Raw genomic sequence first — 23,789 nt, 5'->3', positions numbered from 1 at the left:
ATTGGTCCTCCTTACGACATTTCGTTATACGAAAAACTTTTCTAATATCATAAATTCGCTATGGATTTCTCTTTTCCTCCTATTTAGCGAAAATATGATATAAAGTTTTTCAAGATCTATATACCCACTTCTTAACCACATTATTTTACGCAGGTACTAACCTTTTCATGTTCGTTTCTAAAAAATGATTCAATAATTTTTCCATGATCCTTATAAAATAAGGACACCGCTGTCTGTTGTTCGTCAAAAGTAGCAGAAATCTTCCATTCTCGGTTAAGTTTATAATCCTGAGGAGATATTTTCACAATGATAGCAAACATCTTTAAAAGAGAAATATATTCATCGACCGCATCTTTAAAATCTCCCCGTCCAGCCAGAGGCAGATTCCGAAGCTGGATTTTTCCGCAATAAACCCGCTTTTCAATTGCTTTGTAAATATACTTCTTGTTAAAAACTTGGCCATTTCCCAGCTTCATAAAAATGTCCAAATAGAGATACGTCTGCCAGATGAGCGGCGGCGTTTCAATGAATTGAGCTGATGGCACAGGGATTCCAATAAATGGTGGAAGGTGAAGGATATGCATGCGGTTTCGGTATAATTCCTGAAGAAAATCATTTTGCATCGATCCTGGGTACTGAACATAACGGGATTGATACTTGAGCAGTTCTTTTCGCCATTGTTTTAAAATAGGAGTGTGTTGTTCATTGGAGGGAGAAATGACTTCTTTTAGAGTTGATTTTTGAATTGATTTGACTTCTATCCCGGTCAATGCTTTTCTGGATGTTACAGGGACAGCATGCTGAAGATTTATAAACTGGCCGGAAATCGGACAATAAGCAGTGAGGAACCAATGCAATCCTGGCCTTCTCATAAATAGATAAAGATAGTTGCTTAGTGAGACAGTATGTTGGCCTGAACGCCGTATTAAAGATTCTGCCGCAATCCAAATCGGAATATATCCATTTGCCTTATAGGTTTCAGTCCTCTTGATAAAAACTTCCTCAGGTATGACAGAACATTGGAATTCCAGTGCATACCTCTTCCCTTCATAATGAAACACTACGTCTGGTGTTTGCCTGGCAGCTGGGTCATATTTCTCCAATTCAGCATTGATTCCTTGTTTGATCAGCCAATTGTAGAGCTGGAGTTTACCTGATAGATGATACTCAGATTCACGATCATATTCATGCTCACAGGTGCTGCCTGGCTGGTGGGAGAAATGCCAAATCTTCTTGCTGCCAAGCTTCATGATCACCTCCTCATTGCACTGCTGGCAATAAAACTTTTCTTTCGACCTCATTGCAGTCAATTCTTTTTTATCCCACTGCTGGGCGAGGGACAGTCTTATTCCATTTGCCCTTTTTGCTACTAGCACTATTTATGCGCCTCCTTCCCCTATAAATCATTCGGCAAAGGAATCTCCTTCCCTCTCGAGAAAAGTGAACTTTAGATGAACATTGCTGGACATGGAAACTAAAACAGGAAATAGAATTTCGTTTCTGAAACTGTGTTATAAAAAAATAAATAAACCCGGAAATAATCCGGGTTCAAAGCATCGGGGATAATAATCTGGATGTGGATTCAAGCAGTCTGTAACCAATATGCCTTTTACTGAAATCATCCATTTGGATTTCAATTGAATCAAGCATATCATGTTCAAATTCCTTAACCAGCATTTCGGTACTCGCTGTTTTATAAAGGAATGCATTGACTTCAAAATTGAGATGGAAGCTTCTCATATCCATATTGGATGTGCCAATCGAAGCCAGCTGGCCATCAACGATAACAATTTTGCTATGCATGAAGCCCTTCTTGTATTCGTAAATTTTCACACCTGCCTCTAATAGTTCCGGAAAATAAGAACGGGAGGCATAGAATACAATTTTTTTATCCGGACGCTGCGGCACCAGCAGCCGGACGTCAAGCCCGCTCAACGCCGCGACCTTTATCGCCGAGAATATATCTTCATCTGGTATGAAGTAAGGTGAGGCGATCCAGACTGACTTGTCGGCTGATGATATCATCGAGAAGAAAATATTCTTGATGACACTCCATTCATTGTCAGGCCCCCCGGCGATCATTTGGACCCCGCCATGGGTATTTTCCTCAAGGGCTGGCGATAAATACTCTGGCGTCAAAAGGCTATTATTTGTCATGTAGAACCAGTCCTGCAGGAAAATGAGCTGCAGGCTTCGCACCGCTTCTCCCTTAGCCATCAGATGGGTATCACGCCAAAATCCAAAACTCTTGTCCCTGCCAAGATATTCATCACCGATATTCAGTCCGCCAACAAACCCAACCGAACCATCGATGACAATAATCTTGCGGTGATTCCGGAAATTGAATTTACTATTCAAGAACGGCAGCCTTACTGGTCCGAATTCAACCATTTCGACACCAGCACCAATCAAATCGCGGACATATTTTTTCGAAAGCTTCCAGGAGCCAACTGAGTCATAAAGAAAACGAACCTTCACTCCTTGTTTTGCTTTTGCCATTAATACCTCTTTAATCTCTTCACCAATAGCGTCATTCCTGACAATGTAATATTCCATATGGATATGATGGGTGGCTTTTTTCAGGTGATCAAGTATATGGCTGAAGGTCTCATCTCCATTTGTAAGTACTTTTGTGGAGGTTGCGAATGATATCGGGCTGTTGCCAAGCTTTTGGGCAAGAGTGAATAATCTGCGGTGATCCTCCTCCATCTCAAGCATTCTTCTTTCATTGACCCGTTCTGCTCCACCCTCGACTTTCAAAAAGGTTTGTTTGTCGAGAAAATATTTCTTACGGAACATTTTTTCTTTACGATAATTACGGCCGAACAGCAGATAAAAAATGAACCCGACAAGCGGGAAGCCGCCAAGCACGACGAGCCAGGTCAATGTTTGGGACGGATGGCGGTTTTCAAGGAAGATGACAAAGCTTATAAAAATTACGGTAAGGGACATAAAAATACTGATGTAACCCAGATATGAAGCGTCTAGTTTTTCGTAAAAAAGATAGTACACACCAGCTAGCAGTAAGATAAAAAAAGAAATGCGGACTGTGTTTCTCATGGTATTCACCTAACTTCTATCTCTAATTCCCCGATTTAAACATGCAGGATTTACGGGGACCAATAATCATACGTTTTGGATTTAAGAATGGATTCAAAAATTTACGCCTTAATATAGTATCGTACAATATGACCAAAAAAACCGATTTCATCACTGAAATCGGTTCCTGGTCAGCTAAAATGCTTCCTTATCACACTAAATACATCTTCACCAATAATCTTTTTGCCGTATTCTTCAAGACGGTGAATCGTAATGCTTGATTCCAGGCCGTATTCGAGAAGAACACTTAATATATTGTCTATTTCCTCTTCATCTTCAAAGTCCTGCTCGGGAAATTCAATGTATAAATAATACTTGTCAGACAGGCTGTACAAGCTTGTCGTGATTTTGTCTAATCCAGGTCTTTTAGACAGGGCGATGATATCCTCAAGGTCTTTGAAGTGCAGCATGAATTCAAGGTCATCCTCAAAAGCTGGCTCATCATCCATCCCTTTGGAATTGAACTGATGATCAAGCAATTCTTCTATGCGTTCATCAACTGGAAGATCTTTTAGCTTATCATTTGGAAGAGGAAGCTCAAATTTCGTTCCTTCCTTGGAAAGCTGGGCTTTTGTCACCAGCACTTCCAGACCTTTTTCAAGGGCCTGAACCTGAATCCACAATGGACCTTCAACACCAAATTCTTCTTCGGCATGGACTTCATCCATCATCTCCCAAAAAAGTTCTTCACTGCGGTCGCGGTTATACCAGATTTCTTCACGGTCGAATCCCCGCTCCTCAATGTCCATATAAGAAATATAAAACTTAACCGTATTTTCATTAATACGTTCGATTTCCATTTGCTTTCTCTCCCTTCCAGGCAAAGATTTGAAGGGACTAAATACCCCCAAAAGCTGTTGGTCTTTTTCTTTTACCCTTAATAAATAAGTCTAAATCACCTTGTTTTTATACAGGGAAGGTAAATAGAAATTTCAATCTTGTACTTTTATTTTATGTTATAATAAGCCAATTTGGAAATAAAATATACACCCATTTTTAGAAAAGGCTCATACAAAATAAAATGAAAGTATTCTTTACATTTTATCAGAAATGTGTTAACAATTCAATTCCACTGCCTGTCCAGGAACCGGTTAATAATAAGGAATTTTTTAATTTGTTGGCTATGTTAAACAAGGCTGTTGATTTCCTTTCCAGGCGCTTCGCTTTCCTCTGAAAAATTATGAAAAAGCCCAATTGCCGGCTTTTTTCAAGAGCAAATTTTTCTTGGGGCGTGCGGTGAGCCTCCTCGTTGCTTCACTCCTGCGGGGAAAAATGGTCCCTTCTTTTCGGGCCATTTCTTCCGGGGTCTCACCTGTCCCGCTTCATCCCGAAGTCTACGCGCCTGGAACGAAGAGCAACAGGGTTTAAAAATCAACATCCTGTTTTAATAAAGCCATTTGTAAACAAAGCTTTATTTTGACATTTCCAGACGCCTAGTATTTTCCATGAAGTTCCGGCAAGCCAAACTGCCTGCTTTTCATATATATTATTCTTACCTAAAGGCATAATAAAAAGCTCCCTAAAATAGGGAGCCCTGTTTTAATTGACAAGTCGCTGAGCTTCACGAAGCTGGAAAGTTCGTACTTTCCTAGGAAGGAATCGGCGAATTTCATCTTCATTATATCCAACCTGCAGGCGCTTTTCATCAATGATAATTGGCCGGCGCAGCAGACCTGGGTTTTCCTTGATTAATTCAAACAATTCTTGCAGCGGCATCGTTTCGAGATTTACATCAAGTTTTTGAAATGTTTTAGAACGTGTAGAAATGATCTCGTCTGTACCGTCTTCTGTCATTCGCAGAATTTCTTTTATTTCGTCAATCGATAAAGGCTCTGAGAAGATATTTCTTTCAGTATAAGGAATTTCATGTTCTTCAAGCCAGGACTTTGCTTTTCTGCAAGAAGTACAACTTGGTGAAGTGTATAAAGTGACCATTGGTTAATTCACACTCCCTTGGATTTACTTATATATTATTTGCTTGAAAAAGCGTATGTTTTCTTAAATAATAATAAGTATAATTTTGTAATTCATATTGTTAATTATACACCAATGCTACGATAAAAGGTATCCCTTTTAAAAAAATCTTGCGGGCAACTATGTAAGGTTTTTGTCCTCTATAATATATAACGAATCAAAATGCAAAAAGTTTCATTCATTTTATATTTTTTTCATCACCCTTGCCATAGCGTTATATAAAAATATTCGTATAATTCATCCGAATTTTGTCGGTAATTTGTAATTTATTATTATTTACCCGTTTCATAACCCTATAAACATTTATTAATAAATTTTTTAAATTCTCATTTGGATTATGAAAATGAAAACGCAACCAATGCATACTGAGCTTGGTTGCGAATCTTTGAGCTGCTTATTTGAATGTTGCCGCTTTGGATTTGTTTAACAGGAATGCCGATAACCGACATTGAATATAACAAGACCATTGGGTTAAATATCCGACAGCATATCGTCCCTTTTCTCTTCAAGAGTTAAAACTTCCTCAACAGGCTGATAGGATTCTCCATAGAATTTTCTATCCTTATATGTGTGGATCATGTTATAGGTTTTTTTCATTGCTTCGTACACAAGTTCTTCAGGTGCATGATCTGGCGCCCAGTACAGGATTTCCATTTCATTGATTTGCTTTGTCGCAAGTGAACGTCTGCGGTATCCGATTGTCCGGGCATGTTCAAACCCTTCACGTTTATAGAATTTGAGTCGTTTTTCTGTATCAGTATCTTCATAATTAATTGGCTCTACTTCAAGAATGATCGGCTTTCCTTTTTCCTTTAGCTTTTCAATCAATTTATGGCCAAGTCCCTGGCCGCGAGTTTCTTTAGCAACAAAGAGATAGTCGATAAACACAAAATCATCTGTCTCAACATACATCAATACATGTCCAGGTCCTTCATCCTTATGATAAATCTCAGACCTTTCTTTTAAAAGGGTCTCCATGTGTTCTCTGGATTTCATTTCTTCAATAGGGAAATATTGATTCAGTTTTTCATACCAATGCATTGCTTATCTCCTTTTCGATTTTTTTATCACCCGATAAGCACCCAGCTTTTCTTATATAAAACATGATAAAGACACTTCTCCTATTTTTTCTTTATAAAGTTCTTTTAATACACCGACAATTCTTTTAAAATATAGATGTATGGGGATCATGTATTTATATTTATCACCTTCATAGACATGAATGGTGAAAAAAAAGGTGGAGGTTTATCATGGGCGATTACATACTGGACTTAACGATCGTAACTCTGCTAGTGGTGGGAATAACTGCGACTATTGGTGTCATCACGAATGGAATTGGCACTAAATTCTTTGGCCGCAAAAACAGAACAGAATTTGTAGATCAGTCTGCCCGTATGCAAACAGGGTGGAAGAACGTAGGCGGCAAAAAGTAAAACGTTTTCCATGTAATATTATACATATCTAAACAGACATATCCTAATGATATGAAAAAAGGCGTGAAATGAGTTACTCATTTCACGCCTTTTTTTAATCATCCGCTTTTAATTTCAAGGAGTATAATCTACATTTTGTGTATATCGGTTACTTGCGTTCCAAAGAAGGTATTCGTTTATGCCTTGATCCTTCAATGCGCGGATTTGTTCCTCTACTTCTTTCTTGCCATACTTCAGGTAATTTCCACTGCCCAGCCAGGATGCGGTGAAATCCTGAAGCCATGGCCGTGAGACAGGGGGAGTCTTTAACTGCTCCAGCTTTGTCTTCTCAAGCTTTGCATATTCAGAAACCAGCCTGTACGGTTCTGTATCCGGCTTGGCAATGCCAAAATAGGATGTCCAATGACTAGGGTAAATCATGGAGGAAATCACATCGACATGTTCTGATATTTTCGAGAAATTTTGTCCAATACCCGGTGCTTCGGGCAATGTAGCAGTGTAGCCAAAAATATCGACAGAAACTTTTACACCATATGGCTTTAATTGTTCGCGGGCATACGAGACAAAATCAGTAACAGCCTTTACGCGTTTCTGAACATTGTCCATTTGTACATCCTTGTAATCACCCATAGAATATATCAATGAGGCATCTCTGTTTTCAAAGCCTTCGGGAAATCGTACATAATCAAATTGTATTTCCTGGAACCCCATTTTTGCTGCTTCTATCGCAATTTGGACATTGTAATCCCAAACTTCTTTTACGAATGGGTTTACAAAGGATTCCCCCCTGCCATTCTTCCAAACAGTGTTTCCTTCTTTATAAGACCACTCGGGCTTTTGATTCGCAAGAGCTGTATCCTTGAAAACTACTACTCTGGCAATTGGGTAAATCTGCTTCTGTTCCAGTGTCTTTAAAAGCTTTTGCGGATCCTTGATATAAGGCTTTCCAATATCTTTAAAAGCAGATTTTTCATCAGGTTTATATTTAAGATATCCATGATCGTCTTTTATATCGATTACCATTGCATTTAAGTCTGTCTCATCTATAAGCTTTGTCAGCTGTCTGAATTTTTCTCCTCCGGCTGAATGGCCCGTTACATAAATCCCTCTAACAGCATCTGGATACTCAAAATGGTATCCTGACTCAAATTTGAATCTAGGCATTTGCTCAGGTATTTCACGGACCAAAGACGAATGCACCCTTACCGGCAAATCCTCTGAACCATGAGCTTTCTCTTCTGCGTATGCTGCCGGATTTAATGGTGAAAAAGAGGCAGCAACTAAGGCTGCGGCTGTTATTTTTTTGAGCTGCACCGACCATCTCTCCTTATACCTTGACATGTCATTTCTAATTATATGAAACTTGGAATCCTATCTATGAATCTATTTTACCCACTTTCGACATATTTAGATATAATAGAATTATTTTTCTCTGCTGGAATTTAATTCCTAATCTATTTCCTGTTGTTTAACCATGATTTTGTCCAGCCTAAACAAAAAAACGATCTCAAGTAATGAGATCGTTAAGTTTATTTTACATATTGCTGCTGATACTGTTTCAATTCTTTCTCTGAACAATATACATAATGTCCAGGAGCAACTTCCCTCATCTTAACTTCTTCGTTATCAGCATATTGATGGACGTTCGGGTCGTAGGATTTACGACGGCGAGTCCTCTCTGATTCCGGATCCGGAAGAGGAATTGCTGATAATAATGATTGAGTGTAAGGATGCAGTGGATTGTTGTATAGATCATCAGCTGGTGCAAGTTCTACCAGCTTACCGAAGTACATGACCCCAATCCTGTCACTGATATATTTAACCATTGAAAGATCGTGTGCGATAAACAAGTATGTTAACCCTTTTTCACGCTGCAATGTCTTCATCAGATTGACAACCTGAGCCTGAATGGAAACATCAAGTGCTGAAATAGGTTCGTCTGCAATAATAAATTCTGGCTGTACAGCAAGTGCACGGGCAATTCCGATACGCTGTCTTTGTCCGCCGGAAAACTCGTGTGGGTAGCGGTTGGCATGCTCTCTATTTAAGCCAACAGTTTCAAGCAGTGAATAGACTTTTTCCATTCTTTCCTGCTTGCTTTTAGCCAGCCCATGGATGTCGATACCTTCTGCGATGACATCAGAAACTTTCATCCTTGGATTTAGTGATGCATATGGGTCCTGGAAGATCATTTGCATGCTTCTGTTGAATTTCTTCAGGTCTTTTTTGCTTTTCTTTCCGTGAACGCTCTCACCTTTGTAAAGTACTTCACCATCTGTTGCATCATATAATCTGATAATCGTTCTGCCTGTTGTTGACTTACCGCAGCCAGATTCTCCAACCAGGCCTAGTGTCTCCCCTTTATAAATATCAAAAGAGACTCCGTCAATAGCTCTGACTTCGTTTGCCTGCCCCATATTGAAGTATTGCTTCAGGTTTTTGATTTCAAGAAGCTTTTCTCTATTTTCCATTATGCCAGTCCTCCTCTTACCGTTATTTCACGCCTGTGAATTTACGCATTCTGCTCTTCACCGCTGCTGGCGGTTCTACCTTAGGAGCATCCGGATGCAACAGCCACGTAGCAGCATAATGTGTGTCAGAAACTTTGAACATTGGAGGCTGTTCTTCTAAGTCGATTTGCATTGCATATTCGTTACGCGGAGCAAATGCATCTCCTTTTGGCGGGTTCAATAGGTTTGGCGGTGTGCCAGGTATAGCATAAAGATCTTCTTCCTTCGCATCCAGGCTTGGCATTGAACTGATCAAACCCCATGTGTATGGATGCTGTGGATTGTAGAATACTTCATCAACTGTACCAATTTCGACGATCTTACCACCGTACATTACTGCCACACGGTCAGCAACGTTTGCAACAACGCCAAGGTCATGCGTGATAAATATAATGGATGTGTCGATTTTATTCTGCAGGTCCTTCATCAATTCAAGGATTTGGGCCTGGATTGTCACATCCAAAGCAGTTGTCGGCTCATCTGCAATCAATACCTTAGGATTACATGCCAATGCAATCGCAATAACAACCCTTTGTCTCATACCGCCTGAAAACTGGTGCGGATACTGATTGATGCGAATCTCCGGTTTTGGAATACCTACAAGCTTAAGCAATTGCAAAGCACGTTCTTTAGCAGCTGATTTGCTCATATTTTGATGCTTGATCAGCGGTTCCATGATTTGCTTTCCAACTTGCATTGTTGGGTTTAAGGATGTCATCGGATCCTGGAAAATCATCGAAATGTCTTTTCCACGAATTTTTTGCATTTGTCTGTCTGTCAGCTTAGTCAAGTCCTTGCCGTCAAATAGAATCTGTCCGCTTTTAATTTCCGAGTTTCCAGGAGGTAATAATCTCATGATTGCTTTAGTTGTTACTGATTTTCCAGAACCCGACTCACCTACGATCGCCAGGGTCTCTCCCTTTTTAAGTTCGAAATTCACACCGCGAATCGCCTTTACTTCCCCCGCGAATGTATGGAAAGAGATGTTTAAATCTTTAACCTCTAAAATATTTTCCATAATTATTCACCTACCCTTTTAATCGCGCATTTTTGGATCAAGCGCATCTCGTAATCCGTCTGCCAGCATGTTAAAGGTAATCATGATGATACTAATGACAATTGCTGGAATTATCATTTCGTGAGGATATAATCTCAACACTTTGAAGCCTTCATCAATCAATGTACCAAGAGATGCTAATGGATCCTGTAAACCAAGTCCGATAAAGCTCAAGAAAGCTTCGAAAAATACTGCGTTCGGAATGGTGAACATAGTGTTGATGATAATAACACCTGCAAGGTTTGGCAGCAAATGTTTTGAAATGATTTTGCCATTGCTGTTACCTAATGTTTTGGAAGCCAGAACAAATTCCTGTTCTTTAAGCTTCAGTACCTGTGCACGAACAACACGGGCCATACCAACCCAACCTGTAATCGTAAGCGCTACTGTGATGGAGATAATACCTGGCTTAAGCAATAGAATCATCAGAATTACCACAATCATCAGTGGGATGCCAACAAGAATTTCTGTGATCCTCTGCATGACGTTATCAAGCTTTCCGCCATAGTAACCAGAAATTGCGCCATATGCTACCCCAATGATCATATCAATCAGTGCAGCAAGGAAAGCAATATATAAAGAGATTTGTGTACCTTTCCAAACTCGGGTAAATTGGTCGCGGCCAAGTGCATCAGTACCGAACCAATAATACTCATCAACCTTCTTCTGTTCATACATGTTAATTTCTTTTCCTGCCCTATTGACAACAACACCGTCAAATGGAAGCCAGCTAATATTTTCAAGGACTGGAATTCTTGGCGGAAGGTGATTATGCCTTACATTCTGCGTATCAAATTCTTTACCGCTGATTAATGGCCCAATAAATGCCATGATGATGATGAGGGCCATGACAATCAAACTTACCAATGCTCCCTTGTTCTTGCGGACGCGCATCCAGGCATCCTGCCAAAAGGTCAAGCTCGGCTTATTAATTTCCTCACCTTTAGACGCATCAATTTCTGCAGGTCTAAAACGTTCTTTTGGAATTTTTGCTTCAAACTCAGCCATTACTTCTTACCTCCTGACAGCCTGATGCGTGGATCAATGATTCCATAAAGAATATCCACTACAAGGATGATGAAAACGAATAATGCTGCAAATAAAATGGTTGTTCCCATGATAACAGGGTAATCATTAACTGTAATCGATTTTACAAATTGTTCACCGAGACCAGGAATCGCAAAAATTTTCTCGATAACAAGAGAACCAGTCATCAATGAAATTGCTAATGGTCCGAGAACAGTCACCAGTGGAATCAGTGCGTTCCTCAATGCATGTTTGAATGCAATCTCAAAGAAGCTCGCTCCCTTTGCTTTCGCCAACGTAATATAATCAGAACTTAGTACTTCGATCATTTCAGTTCTCATAAATCGGGCTGCGATTGCGATTGGCAGCATGGATAAAGCAATGGTTGGCAGGATTGTATATTCAAATCCTCTCCAGAATAGTACCGGGAACCAGCCCAGCTTAACAGCCATATAATATTGAAGCACACCGGCGAATACAAAGTTAGGAATAGACTTACCGAGTACCGCTACAAAGGTAGAGCTATAATCCACCCAGGTATTTTGTCTCAAAGCAGCAAATATACCGAGCAGAACTCCGATTAACGTACCTACGACCATCGCCTGTGCACCTAATTGCATGGACGGACCAAGACGTTTAATCATAAGATCTGTTACAGGTGTATTGTTGAATTGGAATGAGATGCCTAGATCTCCTTGCAGCAGATTGCCAATATATTTTGCATATTGGACAGGGACCGGCTGATCCAATCCATACTTCGCTTTCATTATTTGCAATTGTGCAGGCGGCAATTTAGCTGCACTTGCAAATGGCGTACCCGGAATGATTTTCATTAGGAAAAAAGTAAGGGACGCGATAATGAATAGGGTTAAAAACATATAAAAAAACCTTTTAAGCAAGTATTTTCCCATATGTGTGCACCTCCTATATTATTTCAATTTTCCCTATTGTTCGACAAATGCCGTACAGGGAAAAAGAGAGTATATCTAGATATACTCTCTTTCTATCATCAGAATTATTACACTCTGAAATAAGAAACTGCTTCAGTTATTATTCACCTTCAATAGTTACCCATTGGAATGAGTAGTCAGGACCATAGTTATAGATCGCAAGACCTTTAACGTTTGGATTCAATAGGATGTTAGCAGCACGCTGGTAAACTGGAGCTAGACCGAAGTCTTCGCCAAGCATGATTCTTTCAGCTTCTTGCTGTGCTTCCCACTGAGCTTTTTCATCAGTTGCAAGTTTGCCTTGAGCATCCTTGATCAACTGATCGTATTTAGGGTTAGAGTAACCCATTCTGTTGCTTCCGCCGTTAGTGATCCAAAGGTCTGTGAATGATAATGCGTTACCATAGTCAGGACCCCATCCAGCGAATTGAAGATCGTAATCCATAGCGTTGTCACGCTCTAGACGTACTGCGAAAGGAACGCTTTCAAGCTTAACAGTTAAGCCAGGAAGGTTTGTTTCTAATTGGTTTTTGATGTAAGCATCAGTTTTCTTAGCTGCTTCAGTGTCTCCACCAAGGTAGCGAAGTTCTAACTTATCTACGCCAAGCTCCTTAAGACCAGCTTCCCAAGCTTTCTTAGCTTCTTCAGCATTGAAAGTTACGATGTCGCCGTTCTTTTCACGGAAATCTTCGCCATCAAGAGTTACGAAATCTTTTGGTACGAAATAGTTTGCAGCAACAGAACCGTTGTTCAGGATGCTAGCAGCAAGGTCTTCTTTGTTGAAGCCCATTGCGATTGCCTTACGGATGTTTACGTTAGCAAGAGCCTTGTTCTTTTGGTTCATCTTGATCCAGAATACAGTTGGCTCCATCCAGCTAAGCATACGATCGTCGCCTTCGTATTGAGGAACGATATCAGAAGAAAGCAATCCAGTCATGTCTGTTTCGCCAGCTTCGAATGCGTTTACAGCTGAGTTAGAATCTTTAACTACGTTTACAGTGATTTTTTCAAGTTTAACGCTGTCAGCATTGTAGTAGTTTTCGTTCTTTTCAAGTACCCACTCAGTAGCATCAGTTCCATCCCACTTAGTCATCTTGAAAGGACCGTTGTAAAGTAAGTTTTCAGCATTGCTTGCGAAAGCTTCGCCTTTTTCTTCAACAAACTTCTGGTTTTGCGGATAGAATGTTGGGAAAGCGAATAGGTCAGCCCAGTAAACAACTGGCTTGTCAAGTGTTACTTCCAAAGTCTTTTCGTCAATAGCTTTAACACCTAGTGTGTTAAGATCGTAAGGCTTGCCAGCAGCACCAGCTTCAGTGATTTCTGCAGCACCCTTGATTTTGCCACCCATCATGTACGGGCCGTATGGAGAAGCAGTCTTAGGATCGATTGCGCGCTGCCAAGCAAACACGAAATCTTGAGCTGTTACAGGCTCTCCGTTAGACCATTTTGAATCGCGAAGTTTGAAAGTATATACTGTCTTGTCTTCGCTGATTGTTGGTTCGCCATCAGCAAGAGCTGGAACTGGCTTGTGGTCTTGACCTAGACGGTATAGACCCTCACCTACGTTATTTATGTAAGTGAATGATGTAGATCCTTCAGCAAGAACAGTGTCCATTGTAGGGATCTCAGAAGAATCAAGCATTCTTAATTCTTGTGGTACGTTAGCAGCAGTGTCTTCGCCTTTAGTGCCATTGTCATCTTTAGGCGTTTCTCCAGCATCATTATTTCCGCTGCATGCAGTCAGAAATAGAGAGAATACTAGAGTAAGAACTAAAAGCAATGAAAATTTTGACTTTTTCAAAGTTATGCCCCCTCTTTTTTGTTGTTTTCTGAAAACTTTTTACATTCCCTATTATACATAGATTGAAATAAATGTTCAATATTTTTACGTGAAAAATTTACAACTTTGAAACAATAGTAATAAATTTCCTTAAGAATGTATGGTATAATGGTGACTTATAAGCCTTTAAGGCTTATTTATAAGCATTATTTTTTGTAATATTCAGGTGTTTTTTTTAGAATATTTTTGAAAATACCTTTTCTAAAATAATAATTTAGGGGAGAATTGGTAAAATGAGTAAGAGTGTTGGGAAAATTTTTTTGGGGTTTATAGCTTCTCAAATCATAGTTTTAGTAATTTCTCTTGCCTTTTCTCGAGAAATTTCATTGTTAAACTATATAAATATTTCTTTTTATATTGCAAGCTTTCTGCTTTTCACCTCATTGCTAGTTTTTACAGTCAACTCCGGATTCTTTGATGCGATTTCCTATTCCTTCCGAACAGTTTTCGCCGGTAAGGACGAGGAAGGCAAAAAGAAAGCATTTGATGAAGTTACTCCTCTTTCTGAACTGATTACATTCAACACGCACCCTTTTCTGATTGTAGGATTGCTTGACTTCATTGGCATGCTGGGAGCCCTTTATTATTATTATCTGTAAAATCTTAGCCAGTGTCTCTTGCATCCTGGCAGCGATTTGTTTATAATCATTTTTAATAAAATGGAAAATTGCATTCAAAGGCAATGACAAAGAATAGTACATCTGTTTAAGGCTTTCAGAGAGTTTGTGGGTGGTGAGAACAAACAGCCTGGCATTTGGAATGGACTTTTGAGCCCCTGTTTCGAACTTAAGTAGATCCAGGCGTATCCCTGCGTTAAAGGCAGCCATGCATCATGCATGGGCAGAGTGACTCAGCAGTGAGTAATTAGGGTGGCAACACGGACCATTCGTCCCTACAATTTCGTAGGGGCGGATGGTCTTTTTTATATACTTTTTTAAATAACAGGAGGAAAAATCAATGCAAACAATCTTTTCCGGCATCCAGCCAAGCGGGACTATTACCCTTGGTAATTATATTGGGGCCATGAAACAATTTACAGAATTACAGGATGAATACAGCTGCTACTTCTGTATTGTTGACCAGCATGCAATCACTGTCCCGCAGGAAAAGCAGCAGCTTAGAAAGAACATTAAGAGCCTTGCTGCTCTTTATATTGCCTCAGGAATTGACCCTGAAAAAGTAACACTTTTCATCCAATCAGAAGTTCCTGCCCATGCACAGGCTGGATGGATGATGCAATGTGTCGCTTATATTGGCGAACTGGAAAGAATGACTCAGTTCAAAGATAAATCTACTGGAAAAGAAGCTGTGTCTGCGGGACTTTTAACGTATCCTCCGCTAATGGCTGCGGACATACTGCTTTATGGAACCGATCTTGTACCTGTCGGCGAAGATCAGAAACAGCATTTGGAGCTTACCAGGGATCTCGCTGAACGCTTCAACAAAAAATACAACGAGATTTTTACTATCCCTGAGGTTCGGATCGCCAAGGTTGGGGCCAGAGTCATGTCCCTGCAGGATCCATTAAAGAAAATGAGCAAATCCGACCCGAATACAAAAGGATTCATCTCTATGCTCGATGAACCAAAGCAAATTGAAAAGAAAATTAAAAGTGCCGTCACTGACTCAGAAGGAATCGTGAAGTACGACAAAGAAAACAAGCCGGGTATTTCCAACTTGCTCTCCATTTACTCTATCCTCTCCGGAAGATCAGTTGCGGAACTGGAAGCCGAGTATGAAGGCAAAGGCTATGGGGATTTCAAGGGGGATCTCGCAAAGGTCGTTGTCGATGTAATTGAGCCGATCCAGAAAAGGTATTATGAATTGATCGATTCTCCTGAACTGGATGATATTCTTGACCGCGGTGCTGAAAAAGCGAACCGTGTCGCCGGCAAAATGCTTGGCAAAATGGAGAATGCGATGGGCTTAGGCCGAAAGAAAAGAAAGTAAATCCGTGAGGAGCTGAATTGGTTTCAGCTCCTTTTTTAAAGCGGAATCCCTTTCATACATTTATTAATGGGCATAATAAAAGAGATTATATAAAACAGCTCCTAGTTTGTTAATTTGCGTACAGCCTTTCTTTTTAGTTTTTAGGCTCTGGTATTTCATGGGTACATAAAATAGACGGACAATTTCCGTTTATTTTGTAAAACATCGTGATTTCAAGCGAAATAAGTGAAGTGTTTCCGCTTATATGATTAAAGTCTTTCATTATTAGGCACATTTAGAGGCAGTAACCGGATTATATCCGCTTATTTCAACCTCCTGTACCATTTTATAAATGATTGGCGGAATTTCTCCGGTTATTTTGGCTTCATGAGCACCACCTAAAACATTAACCTGAATAATACTACTGGATGGCAACTCACACTTTCTACTATAGTATTCGTAACAGACAAAGGCAGCGAGAGGATCTCGCTGCCCTTTGTTGAAAAACTGAGAGCTGATCAATCTCAGCTCCTTAGTTAACTTTAGGTCCATGCTCCATTTCCCATAGCTTTTCGAAAAATGCCTGGCCCTTTATTAAGTTTTCGCAGAATTTTTCATGTTTGTTTGACCATCCAAACTTTGTTTCTTCAAATAGCTGCTCCCAAACTTCATCAAAAGATAACCGCTGGATTTCTTCATAAAGTTCTGGTTTCCACTCAGTGAACCAGTAGCGCACTTCAGCGACGTTTTTAGAGGAATTAAGCTGGTCCATTGCCATGAACAATAGCTGCTTCAGCTGCCGTTCCTTCCTTGTAAGGCCCTTCATCAGGTCAGGAGAAGGTGACAATATGTGAAAATCCTTAAGTGCAGTCTGGTCATTGAAGCCATAGTGAATCGTTTCCTGGTTTTCAATCATTTCATACACCAGTTGTTCCTGCCTTGGAATCAGCCTGCTCTTCCTGATCGGGATATTGTATCCAATCGTGTCAACCGCCAGGATGCCTGTGCCATCTGAGACGACAAAGCAGTAATCAAGTTGAGTACGCTCATGATTTTTTCTTAAATATGCCTTTCGATAAATGTCATCCAGAAGCTGTTGAGGCAATTCTGATAAATCATTTTCGATATAATTAAATAGCACATGATCAATTTTCAGAAGCGGCACCTGGTCTAGAAGCTCAACTCCATCATCCTTCCGCCATTCGTGAAAATGGCAGACATTATAGCCGTTTTCTTCCCCTTCGAACCAGTTTACCCAGACATCATGAAGATACAACATGATTTATAACCCCTCACTTCAAGAAACTGTTTGTCCATCAGTATGGGCAGCACTAAGTAAAATTATTCCTTAAAAGGAAGATCAATTTTCTTCATTGTTATGTGGCCAATAGATACTAAGCCAGATGATACAGATGCCTGCTGGCAGGAGATAGCATTCTACTCTCTTAGAAATAAAGGAAAAGTATTCGCTGAAACCGTGACCTGCAGTAACCATATTTAAATATGCAATTGTGCTTATGCCACCAGATACAGCGATCCCAAAACCGATCACTAATACGGATAATCTAAACAGCATAAGGTTTGCTCTCTTCATCGTACAACTTATACACTGCCATCACCCCGGCCTGTCCATTTATATATATCTATATGTAAGAGGTTGGGTGAGCAGTACTGTGTATCTTTTATTAAGGCTCTTTTCTAATACTTTGTTGCTATTGTATATGCTTTTGAGAATCTCCTTCTAAATGGTTTTTAAAGAAGGCTTTGCAATAAAAGCTGTTGATTTCCGTTCCAGGCGCTTCGCTTTCCTTTGAAAAATTATAAAAAAGCCCAATTGCCGTCTTTTTCCAGAGCAAATTTTTCTTGGGGCGTGCGGTGAGCCTCCTCGCCGCTTTGCTCCTGCGGGGTAAAATGGCCCCTTCATTCCGGGCCATTTCTACCTAGGTCTCACCTGTCCCGCTTCATCCCGAAGGAGTCTGCGCGCCTGGAACGAAGAGCAACAGGATCTTAATTCAACATTGGTGCAAGCAATAATCTTTGCGAAAACAGCCCTTATTATAATGGTGTTTCAGGATATTACTCACTCAACAACAGAAATTAAAACTCAAGGATTCAGTAAAGATAAGAATCGAAGGTTGCAAGGCACAAAAAAAGGAAGAGTTACAACCTCTCCCCGTTAATTAATGAATAAATCACTCACCAAAAACATGGCGATCACCTTCAATCCAAAATAAAAAATCTACCTGTGTTTGGTAGATTTTTTAACGACGAGATCTTGGGTTTAGTGCATCCTTTAATCCTTCACCAATGAAGTTGATGGAAAGGATAGTCAATGTGATTGCAAGAGCTGGCGGAATCCAAATCCATGGTTTTCCTTGTAATACGTCTGGTTCATTTGCGAATGAAAGCATATTTCCCCAGCTTGGGATTTCAGCAGGTACACCGAAGCCCAGATAGCTTAACGCTGACTCCGACACAATCATACCAGCAAACAGGATCGTAGCTTGAACAATGATTGTTGAGAGTACGTTTGGCAATAAATGCTTGACGATTACTTTGAAAGGTGAGCAGCCAATTGAAATGGCAGCGAGAATGTATTCATTCTCTTTCTCTGCCAGGATCTTGCTTCGCACGATCCTCGCAACTCCTCCCCAACTAAGCAAGCTGATAACCATGATAAGGACAACAAGTCCGTTTAACTTACCATAGAAAATTGTACCTAACACGATAACAAATACAAGGAATGGGAAGTTAAGTACGAAATCTGTAAATCTCATTAACATGCTGTCTACTATGCCGCCGAAATAACCGGCCACTGAACCGACAACTGTCCCAAACAAAATGACGAAGAATGTACAGCTTAAACCAACAAGCAAGGAAATCCTGCCGCCGTAAAGAAGTCTCGTGAATACATCACGTCCGCTTTTGTCTGTTCCAAGCCAATGTTCAGAGGATGGTGGCAGTGACATTGAGCCAATATTGATTTTAGTAATATCAATTGTAGTTATATATGGAGCCAAAAATGAAATGATCGAAACGAAGATCAAAAAGATCAAGCTTGTCATCGCCAATTTGTTTGCCACAAATTTTTTGCGAGCGATGGCCCATGGAGACAAGCCTTTTTCTGGCTTCAGGTTAATCTGTGTATTTTTTGCTGTTGAAATTTCCATAGCCATCCTCCTTAATCAAGCCTGATCCTTGGATCAACGATTCCATAAAGTATATCTGCAACTAAGTTACCGAAAAGGGTCAAGAATGAGAACATCATCGTCAATGTCATCAGCACCGGATAATCTCTTTGAGATACCGAGTTCAGGAATAGTTGTCCAATTCCTGGGTATGTGAAAATTGTTTCAGTGATGATTGCTCCGCCTACCAGTGCCACGATATCGAATCCAAGGAAGGTAATCAGCGGGATCATTGAATTTCTTAAAATATGCTGATTGTAAATCTTACTTTCTGCAGTTCCTTTTGCTCTTGCTGTACGGACAAAGTCTTTTCGGCTGTTTTCTATAATGTCATTACGCAAAAACTGCGTATAGCTTGCAGTGCTCAATAATCCTAATACAATTGCAGGCAAGAATACGTGATGCAGCCTGCTGAACCAGTAAGCAGAAGTTCCTTCTGTAACGGAAATATCAACCGATCCGTTAGAAGGGAACCAGCCTAGAGTGAATGAGAAGAAATAAATTGCGAACACACCTGCAACGAATGCCGGCAGTGCCAGTCCTATATAGTTTGCTGTACTTATGGCATTATCACCAAGTGTATATGGCTTCCTGCCTGAGTAGATACCCATTGCGAATGCAAGGAGATAGGTTATCACAATACTTGAGAATCCTAGAAAAATAGTATTAGGCAAACGTTCTGCAATGATTTCGCTGGCAGGAATCTTATATCGGGTCGATTTTCCGAAATCACCCTGCATGAAATTCCCGATCCATCTGAAATATTGTTCGTGAATTGGATCATTATATCCGAGCTTCTCCCGCATCTCTTCTATGTATGCCGGATCCGTATTATTCGGATCGATTTCCCCACTGAGTGAGTCCCCTGGCATAAGTTTCGCCAGGGAAAACACTACAATAGAGATAAGGAAAAGCATAGGAATCATGCCGATGATGCGTCTTAGAGTGTACTTAAGCATATGCATTCTCCTTAACTGAATAAGTGGGTCTTATTATTGCTTGATCCACCATTCGTGAGATGAGTTAGCACCAGATACGTCAAATTTGACTCCTTGGACACGCTTAGAAACAGCCATAACTTCTTCTAGTTCAGCGATTGGAAGGGCTGGTACTTCTTCGTTCATGATCTTCTGCCAGTCAGCGTAAAGCTGCTTACGCTTGTCTGTGTCCGTTCCAACAACTTCGATATCTACAGCATCTTGAAGAAGCTGTTCAGCTTTTTCGTTTACGAAACGTGGGTAGTTCCATACAGATTCAACACCCCAAAGTGGTAGTGGATCTGGGTCAGCGCCAGTTCCCCAGCCGCCGTAGAATACTTCAAGAGCAGGATCGTCTTTTTCGATTTGATCGTAGTAAAGGTTTACGTCAGTCATTTGAAGCTCAGATTTCAAGCCAACTTCTTCCCAGTACTGAGTCAAAGCTTTTGCACGAGCTTCGAAAGTAGGGTTTCCTGTTGCATAGTGCGAGAATTTAACTACGAATTTTTCACCCTTAGGGTCTTCACGGAATCCGTCGCCGTCCTTGTCAACATAACCAGCTTTGTCTAATAGTTCTTTAGCTTTTTCTGGGTCATAAGAATATTGAACAGGCATATCTTTGTTATCAGCTGCAATCCAGTGAGCACTTGGAACTGGGCGATCTAGTGGCTTACCAAGGCCGCTGAAGAACGCTTTAACCCACTCATCACGGTTGATTGCATAAAGCATAGCTTGACGAAGTTCCTTGCTTGCATATTTTTCTTTGTCCATTACGTTTTTCTTGCCATCGTATTTACCTAATTTGAAACCAACATAGTAGTAAGATAAGCCAGGGAATCTTACAACATCTACATTATCAAGAGCTTCGATTTCTGGAAGAACTGTTGGGTGGAATGGAGTCATGTCAAGAGTTCCATTCTTAAGTTCTCCAGTAGTAAGAGAGCTGTCGATAACTTTAACAATAATCTTTTCAAGATGAGGCTTGCCTCTCCAGTAGTCTTCATTTCTAGTAAGCTCTACTGATTCACCAGGGACAACTTTAGTTACTTTGAATGGACCAGTTCCTACAGGCTTAGTGCGGACTTGCTCGGAAGCAGCCATATCCTTAGGAGCGATTCCTTCGAATTCTTTTCTTGAAAGCGGGTAAGACCAAACGTTTTCAAGGTTGTTAACGCGTGCTTTGTCGAAAGTGATTTTCAATGTGTAGTCATCTACAACTTCAAGACCAGAGATCTTGTCAGCTTTCTTTTCATTGAATTCTTTAACACCTACGATAGTGTTAACGTTAGACCAGCGCTGGTGTTCTCCACCAAGTGTAGCGATTGTTTCGATTGCGAATACCCAGTCATTAACTGTAAGTTCTTCGCCATTGTGCCATTTAACGCCTTTTTCGAATGTGAATGTGAAAGTCTTGTTATCATCAGTAGTCCAGCTAGCGATACCTGGTACTGCTTTAAGGTTTTCATCATAATCGATTAATGCGTCATCGAAGAAAGCGATGATGTCATCGTCTCCATCAGCATCGTAGAAGTTCCAGTTTAGAAGGCCTTTGAATTCAGAATCTAAAGCATAAACAAGTGTTCCGCCATCCTGTGGCTCGCCTTCTGCGGCTGTTTCTTTGTCATCATTTTTTGGATCTGTAGAAGTTTTCTTCTCTCCTCCGCTGCATGCAGCAAGGAACGTTGATAAAACCAAAACTAGCATAGCTAGCCAAAGCAATGGTTTCTTCATGATTTTCCCCCCGATTTTTGTTTTTATTTTTCAAAAAATTATTGCCCTAGTAAAGGTGGCAAGCAACCCGATGTCCTGGCTTCACCTCCTTTAAAGCTGGCTTTACTTGAGAACACTCTGCCATCGCAGCTGGACAGCGGGGATGGAATGGGCAGCCTGTTGGAGGGTTCATTGGACTTGGAACATCTCCCTCAAGTACGATCCTTTCCTTTTTCCTGCGCGGGTCCGGCATCGGAATAGCGGAAATCAAAGCCTGGGTATATGGGTGGAGCGGTTCAGCATACATGCTGCTGCGATCAGCAATTTCAACCATATTGCCGAGATACATTACACCGATCCGGTCACTCATATGCTTAACGACACTTAGGTCATGAGCGATGAATAAAAAGGTCAAATCAAATTCTTGTTGGAGCTTTTTCAATAGGTTCAAAACCTGTGACTGGACGGATACATCCAGTGCGGAAACTGGTTCATCTGCTATGATCAGCTTTGGTCTCAGCGCCAGGGCGCGGGCAATTCCGATCCTTTGCCGCTGTCCTCCGGAAAATTCATGTGCATATTTAAAGTAAGCATCCTCAGGAAGACCAACCTTTGTAAGCAAATCCATTACTTCATCTTTTAATTCCTTGCTGCTCAACTTTTTAAAGTTCTTTATTGGTTCAGCGACAATATCGCCTACCATTTGCATTGGATTCAAAGAAGCATATGGATCCTGGAACACCATTTGGATATCCTGGCGGATTTCCTGCAGTGATTTCCCTCTCAGTTTTGTGATGTCTTTTCCTTCAAAAAGAACTTCCCCATCCGTGGCATTCAGAAGACGGATGATTGTTCTTCCTGTAGTCGATTTTCCGCAGCCGGACTCACCAACCAAACCTAATGTCTCACCCTTTTTAATATCGAATGATACATCATCGACTGCCTTCACATGTCCGATTGTCCGTCGGAAGAACCCGCCTTTAACAGGATAATAGGTTTTGAGATTCTTGATCTCCAGCAGATTCTCTTTTTCTAGTAAAGTTGTATTGCTCATTATGCCTTAACTCCTTCTTTTGGCATACTTGCTTCATATAGAATGCACGCCACGTCATGTCCAGTTTCGACTTCTCCGAGCTGCGGAGTAATGCTTGTACACTCTGGCATTGCCTTAGGGCAGCGGTTTGCAAATCTGCAGCCGGTTGCCGGCATGTTTTTCAGTGATGGGACAATCCCCTTGATTGAGCTGAGCTCTTCTTTGTCTTCATCCATTTTCGGGATGGCACCCATCATCAATTCTGTATATGGATGCTTAGGGTTATAGAAGAGAGTTTCTACATCTGCACGCTCAACGATCCTGCCGGCGTACATTACGATTACTTCATCGCACATCTCTGCAACAACACCAAGGTCATGTGTGATTAGTATAACGGACATATCGTTTACTTCCTGGATGCTCTTAAGCAAGTCAAGTATCTGGGCTTGTACTGTTACGTCCAATGCTGTTGTAGGCTCGTCCGCAATCAGGAGCTTTGGCTGGTTGGCGATTGCCATCGCAATCATGACCCTCTGTCTCATACCGCCTGAAAGCTGGTGTGGATATTCATCAACAATCTTTTCCGGCCGTGAAATCCCCACGCTCTTCAGAAGTGCAACACTCTTTTGCCTTGCTTCAGCCTTGGTGATCTTCGAGTGGTTAAACAATACTTCCTGAAGCTGGAATCCAATCGTAAATACCGGATTCATCGATGTCATTGGCTCCTGGAAAATCATCGATATGTCTTTTCCGCGAATCTTGTTCATTTCCTTTTGAGACTTCTTTTCAAGATGCGACCCCTCAAAAACGATCTCTCCGGACCTGATCTTGCCAATCCCGTTCGGAAGGAGCTGCATAATCGAAAGGCTCATTACTGATTTTCCGCACCCTGATTCACCAACAATCCCGACAACCTGCCGCGGTTTGACAGCAAACGATACCTTGTCTACAGCGTTGTAGTATTCGCCGTCGATTGAAAAAGCTGTTTCAAGGTTTCTCACCTCTAGCAAAGGTGCTTCTTTATGTATTGAATAGTTGCTCATTAGGACACCTTCTCACATTT

General features: G+C 40.8%; 22 protein-coding genes and 1 other annotated feature. Of the genes, 3 read left to right on the top strand and 19 right to left on the bottom strand.

Features of this window, described 5'->3' with window-relative positions:
* Nucleotides 1-140: 140 nt before the first annotated feature.
* The 6 genes from AC3EBE_RS21915 to AC3EBE_RS21890 form a co-directional block, all read right to left on the bottom strand.
* On the bottom strand, nt 141-1,376 hold the full coding sequence (locus tag AC3EBE_RS21915) for a competence protein CoiA (RefSeq protein ID WP_488597147.1): 1,236 nt from the start codon (nt 1,374-1,376) through the stop codon (nt 141-143).
* A gap of 172 nt (nt 1,377-1,548) precedes the next feature.
* Entirely contained in the window at nt 1,549-3,060 is a 1,512-nt protein-coding gene (cls, locus tag AC3EBE_RS21910; protein WP_488597146.1) for a cardiolipin synthase, read from the bottom strand.
* Between the two features lie 170 nt (nt 3,061-3,230).
* Nucleotides 3,231-3,899: an adaptor protein MecA gene (gene mecA, locus AC3EBE_RS21905; RefSeq protein ID WP_488597145.1), complete on the bottom strand. Its 669-nt coding sequence runs from the start codon at nt 3,897-3,899 to the stop codon at nt 3,231-3,233.
* Between the two features lie 571 nt (nt 3,900-4,470).
* The gene (locus AC3EBE_RS21900) at nt 4,471-4,605 is read right to left on the bottom strand and encodes a hypothetical protein (protein ID WP_488597144.1); all 135 of its coding nucleotides are present in this window, start codon (nt 4,603-4,605) and stop codon (nt 4,471-4,473) included.
* A 33-nt stretch (nt 4,606-4,638) separates the two neighbouring features.
* Complete coding sequence (gene spxA, locus AC3EBE_RS21895; RefSeq protein ID WP_207498861.1) at nt 4,639-5,034, bottom strand: transcriptional regulator SpxA; 396 nt, start codon at nt 5,032-5,034, stop codon at nt 4,639-4,641.
* A 510-nt stretch (nt 5,035-5,544) separates the two neighbouring features.
* Nucleotides 5,545-6,114 (bottom strand): GNAT family N-acetyltransferase, encoded by a 570-nt coding sequence (locus AC3EBE_RS21890; protein ID WP_488597143.1) that lies wholly within the window; start codon nt 6,112-6,114, stop codon nt 5,545-5,547.
* Between the two features lie 209 nt (nt 6,115-6,323).
* Here AC3EBE_RS21890 and AC3EBE_RS21885 point away from each other — a divergent pair, with 209 nt between their 5' ends.
* The gene (locus AC3EBE_RS21885) at nt 6,324-6,506 is read left to right on the top strand and encodes a hypothetical protein (protein ID WP_488597142.1); all 183 of its coding nucleotides are present in this window, start codon (nt 6,324-6,326) and stop codon (nt 6,504-6,506) included.
* A 114-nt stretch (nt 6,507-6,620) separates the two neighbouring features.
* Here AC3EBE_RS21885 and AC3EBE_RS21880 read toward each other — a convergent pair whose 3' ends face one another.
* The 6 genes from AC3EBE_RS21880 to AC3EBE_RS21855 form a co-directional block, all read right to left on the bottom strand.
* Nucleotides 6,621-7,847 (bottom strand): putative glycoside hydrolase, encoded by a 1,227-nt coding sequence (locus tag AC3EBE_RS21880; RefSeq protein WP_488597141.1) that lies wholly within the window; start codon nt 7,845-7,847, stop codon nt 6,621-6,623.
* A gap of 188 nt (nt 7,848-8,035) precedes the next feature.
* On the bottom strand, nt 8,036-8,977 hold the full coding sequence (locus tag AC3EBE_RS21875; protein ID WP_488597140.1) for an ABC transporter ATP-binding protein: 942 nt from the start codon (nt 8,975-8,977) through the stop codon (nt 8,036-8,038).
* Nucleotides 8,978-8,999: 22 nt separating this feature from the next.
* The gene (locus tag AC3EBE_RS21870; protein WP_488597139.1) at nt 9,000-10,034 is read right to left on the bottom strand and encodes an ABC transporter ATP-binding protein; all 1,035 of its coding nucleotides are present in this window, start codon (nt 10,032-10,034) and stop codon (nt 9,000-9,002) included.
* An 18-nt stretch (nt 10,035-10,052) separates the two neighbouring features.
* Complete coding sequence (opp3C, locus tag AC3EBE_RS21865; RefSeq protein ID WP_488597138.1) at nt 10,053-11,081, bottom strand: oligopeptide ABC transporter permease; 1,029 nt, start codon at nt 11,079-11,081, stop codon at nt 10,053-10,055.
* Nucleotides 11,081-12,010 carry an oligopeptide ABC transporter permease gene (gene opp3b / locus AC3EBE_RS21860; RefSeq protein ID WP_488597137.1) on the bottom strand — a complete coding sequence of 310 codons (930 nt, stop codon included), beginning with the start codon at nt 12,008-12,010 and terminating at the stop codon, nt 11,081-11,083. The genes opp3C and opp3b overlap by 1 nt, the downstream gene beginning before the upstream one ends.
* A gap of 139 nt (nt 12,011-12,149) precedes the next feature.
* Nucleotides 12,150-13,850, bottom strand: a complete 1,701-nt coding sequence (locus tag AC3EBE_RS21855) for a peptide ABC transporter substrate-binding protein (protein ID WP_488597136.1) — start codon at nt 13,848-13,850, stop codon at nt 12,150-12,152.
* Nucleotides 13,851-14,215: 365 nt separating this feature from the next.
* On the opposite strand from AC3EBE_RS21855, the gene AC3EBE_RS21850 reads away from it, so the two are divergent.
* On the top strand, nt 14,216-14,488 hold the full coding sequence (locus AC3EBE_RS21850) for a DUF3899 domain-containing protein (RefSeq protein ID WP_488597135.1): 273 nt from the start codon (nt 14,216-14,218) through the stop codon (nt 14,486-14,488).
* A 74-nt stretch (nt 14,489-14,562) separates the two neighbouring features.
* Nucleotides 14,563-14,786, top strand: a binding site (T-box leader).
* A gap of 60 nt (nt 14,787-14,846) precedes the next feature.
* Complete coding sequence (trpS, locus tag AC3EBE_RS21845; RefSeq protein ID WP_488597134.1) at nt 14,847-15,839, top strand: tryptophan--tRNA ligase; 993 nt, start codon at nt 14,847-14,849, stop codon at nt 15,837-15,839.
* A 511-nt stretch (nt 15,840-16,350) separates the two neighbouring features.
* On the opposite strand, the gene AC3EBE_RS21840 is transcribed toward trpS, so the two are convergent.
* From AC3EBE_RS21840 to AC3EBE_RS21810, 7 genes are all read right to left on the bottom strand, one after another.
* Entirely contained in the window at nt 16,351-17,097 is a 747-nt protein-coding gene (locus AC3EBE_RS21840; protein ID WP_488597133.1) for a DUF3603 family protein, read from the bottom strand.
* A gap of 81 nt (nt 17,098-17,178) precedes the next feature.
* Complete coding sequence (locus AC3EBE_RS21835; RefSeq protein WP_488597132.1) at nt 17,179-17,394, bottom strand: YuzI family membrane protein; 216 nt, start codon at nt 17,392-17,394, stop codon at nt 17,179-17,181.
* A gap of 685 nt (nt 17,395-18,079) precedes the next feature.
* Nucleotides 18,080-18,988: an oligopeptide ABC transporter permease gene (gene opp4C / locus AC3EBE_RS21830; protein ID WP_488597131.1), complete on the bottom strand. Its 909-nt coding sequence runs from the start codon at nt 18,986-18,988 to the stop codon at nt 18,080-18,082.
* A gap of 11 nt (nt 18,989-18,999) precedes the next feature.
* A complete protein-coding gene (opp4B, locus tag AC3EBE_RS21825) occupies nt 19,000-19,965 on the bottom strand; it encodes an oligopeptide ABC transporter permease (RefSeq protein WP_488597130.1) in 966 nt (321 codons plus the stop codon).
* 33 nt (nt 19,966-19,998) lie between these two features.
* Entirely contained in the window at nt 19,999-21,714 is a 1,716-nt protein-coding gene (gene opp4A, locus AC3EBE_RS21820) for an oligopeptide ABC transporter substrate-binding protein (protein ID WP_488597129.1), read from the bottom strand.
* A gap of 46 nt (nt 21,715-21,760) precedes the next feature.
* Entirely contained in the window at nt 21,761-22,747 is a 987-nt protein-coding gene (locus tag AC3EBE_RS21815) for an ABC transporter ATP-binding protein (protein WP_488597128.1), read from the bottom strand.
* A complete protein-coding gene (locus AC3EBE_RS21810) occupies nt 22,747-23,769 on the bottom strand; it encodes an ABC transporter ATP-binding protein (protein ID WP_488597127.1) in 1,023 nt (340 codons plus the stop codon). The genes AC3EBE_RS21815 and AC3EBE_RS21810 overlap by 1 nt, the downstream gene beginning before the upstream one ends.
* Nucleotides 23,770-23,789 lie beyond the last annotated feature (20 nt).

Source organism: Mesobacillus sp., assembly GCF_057785455.1.
Note: the sequence above shows the minus strand (reverse complement) of the source record. Positions and strands in the feature narration are given on the sequence as shown.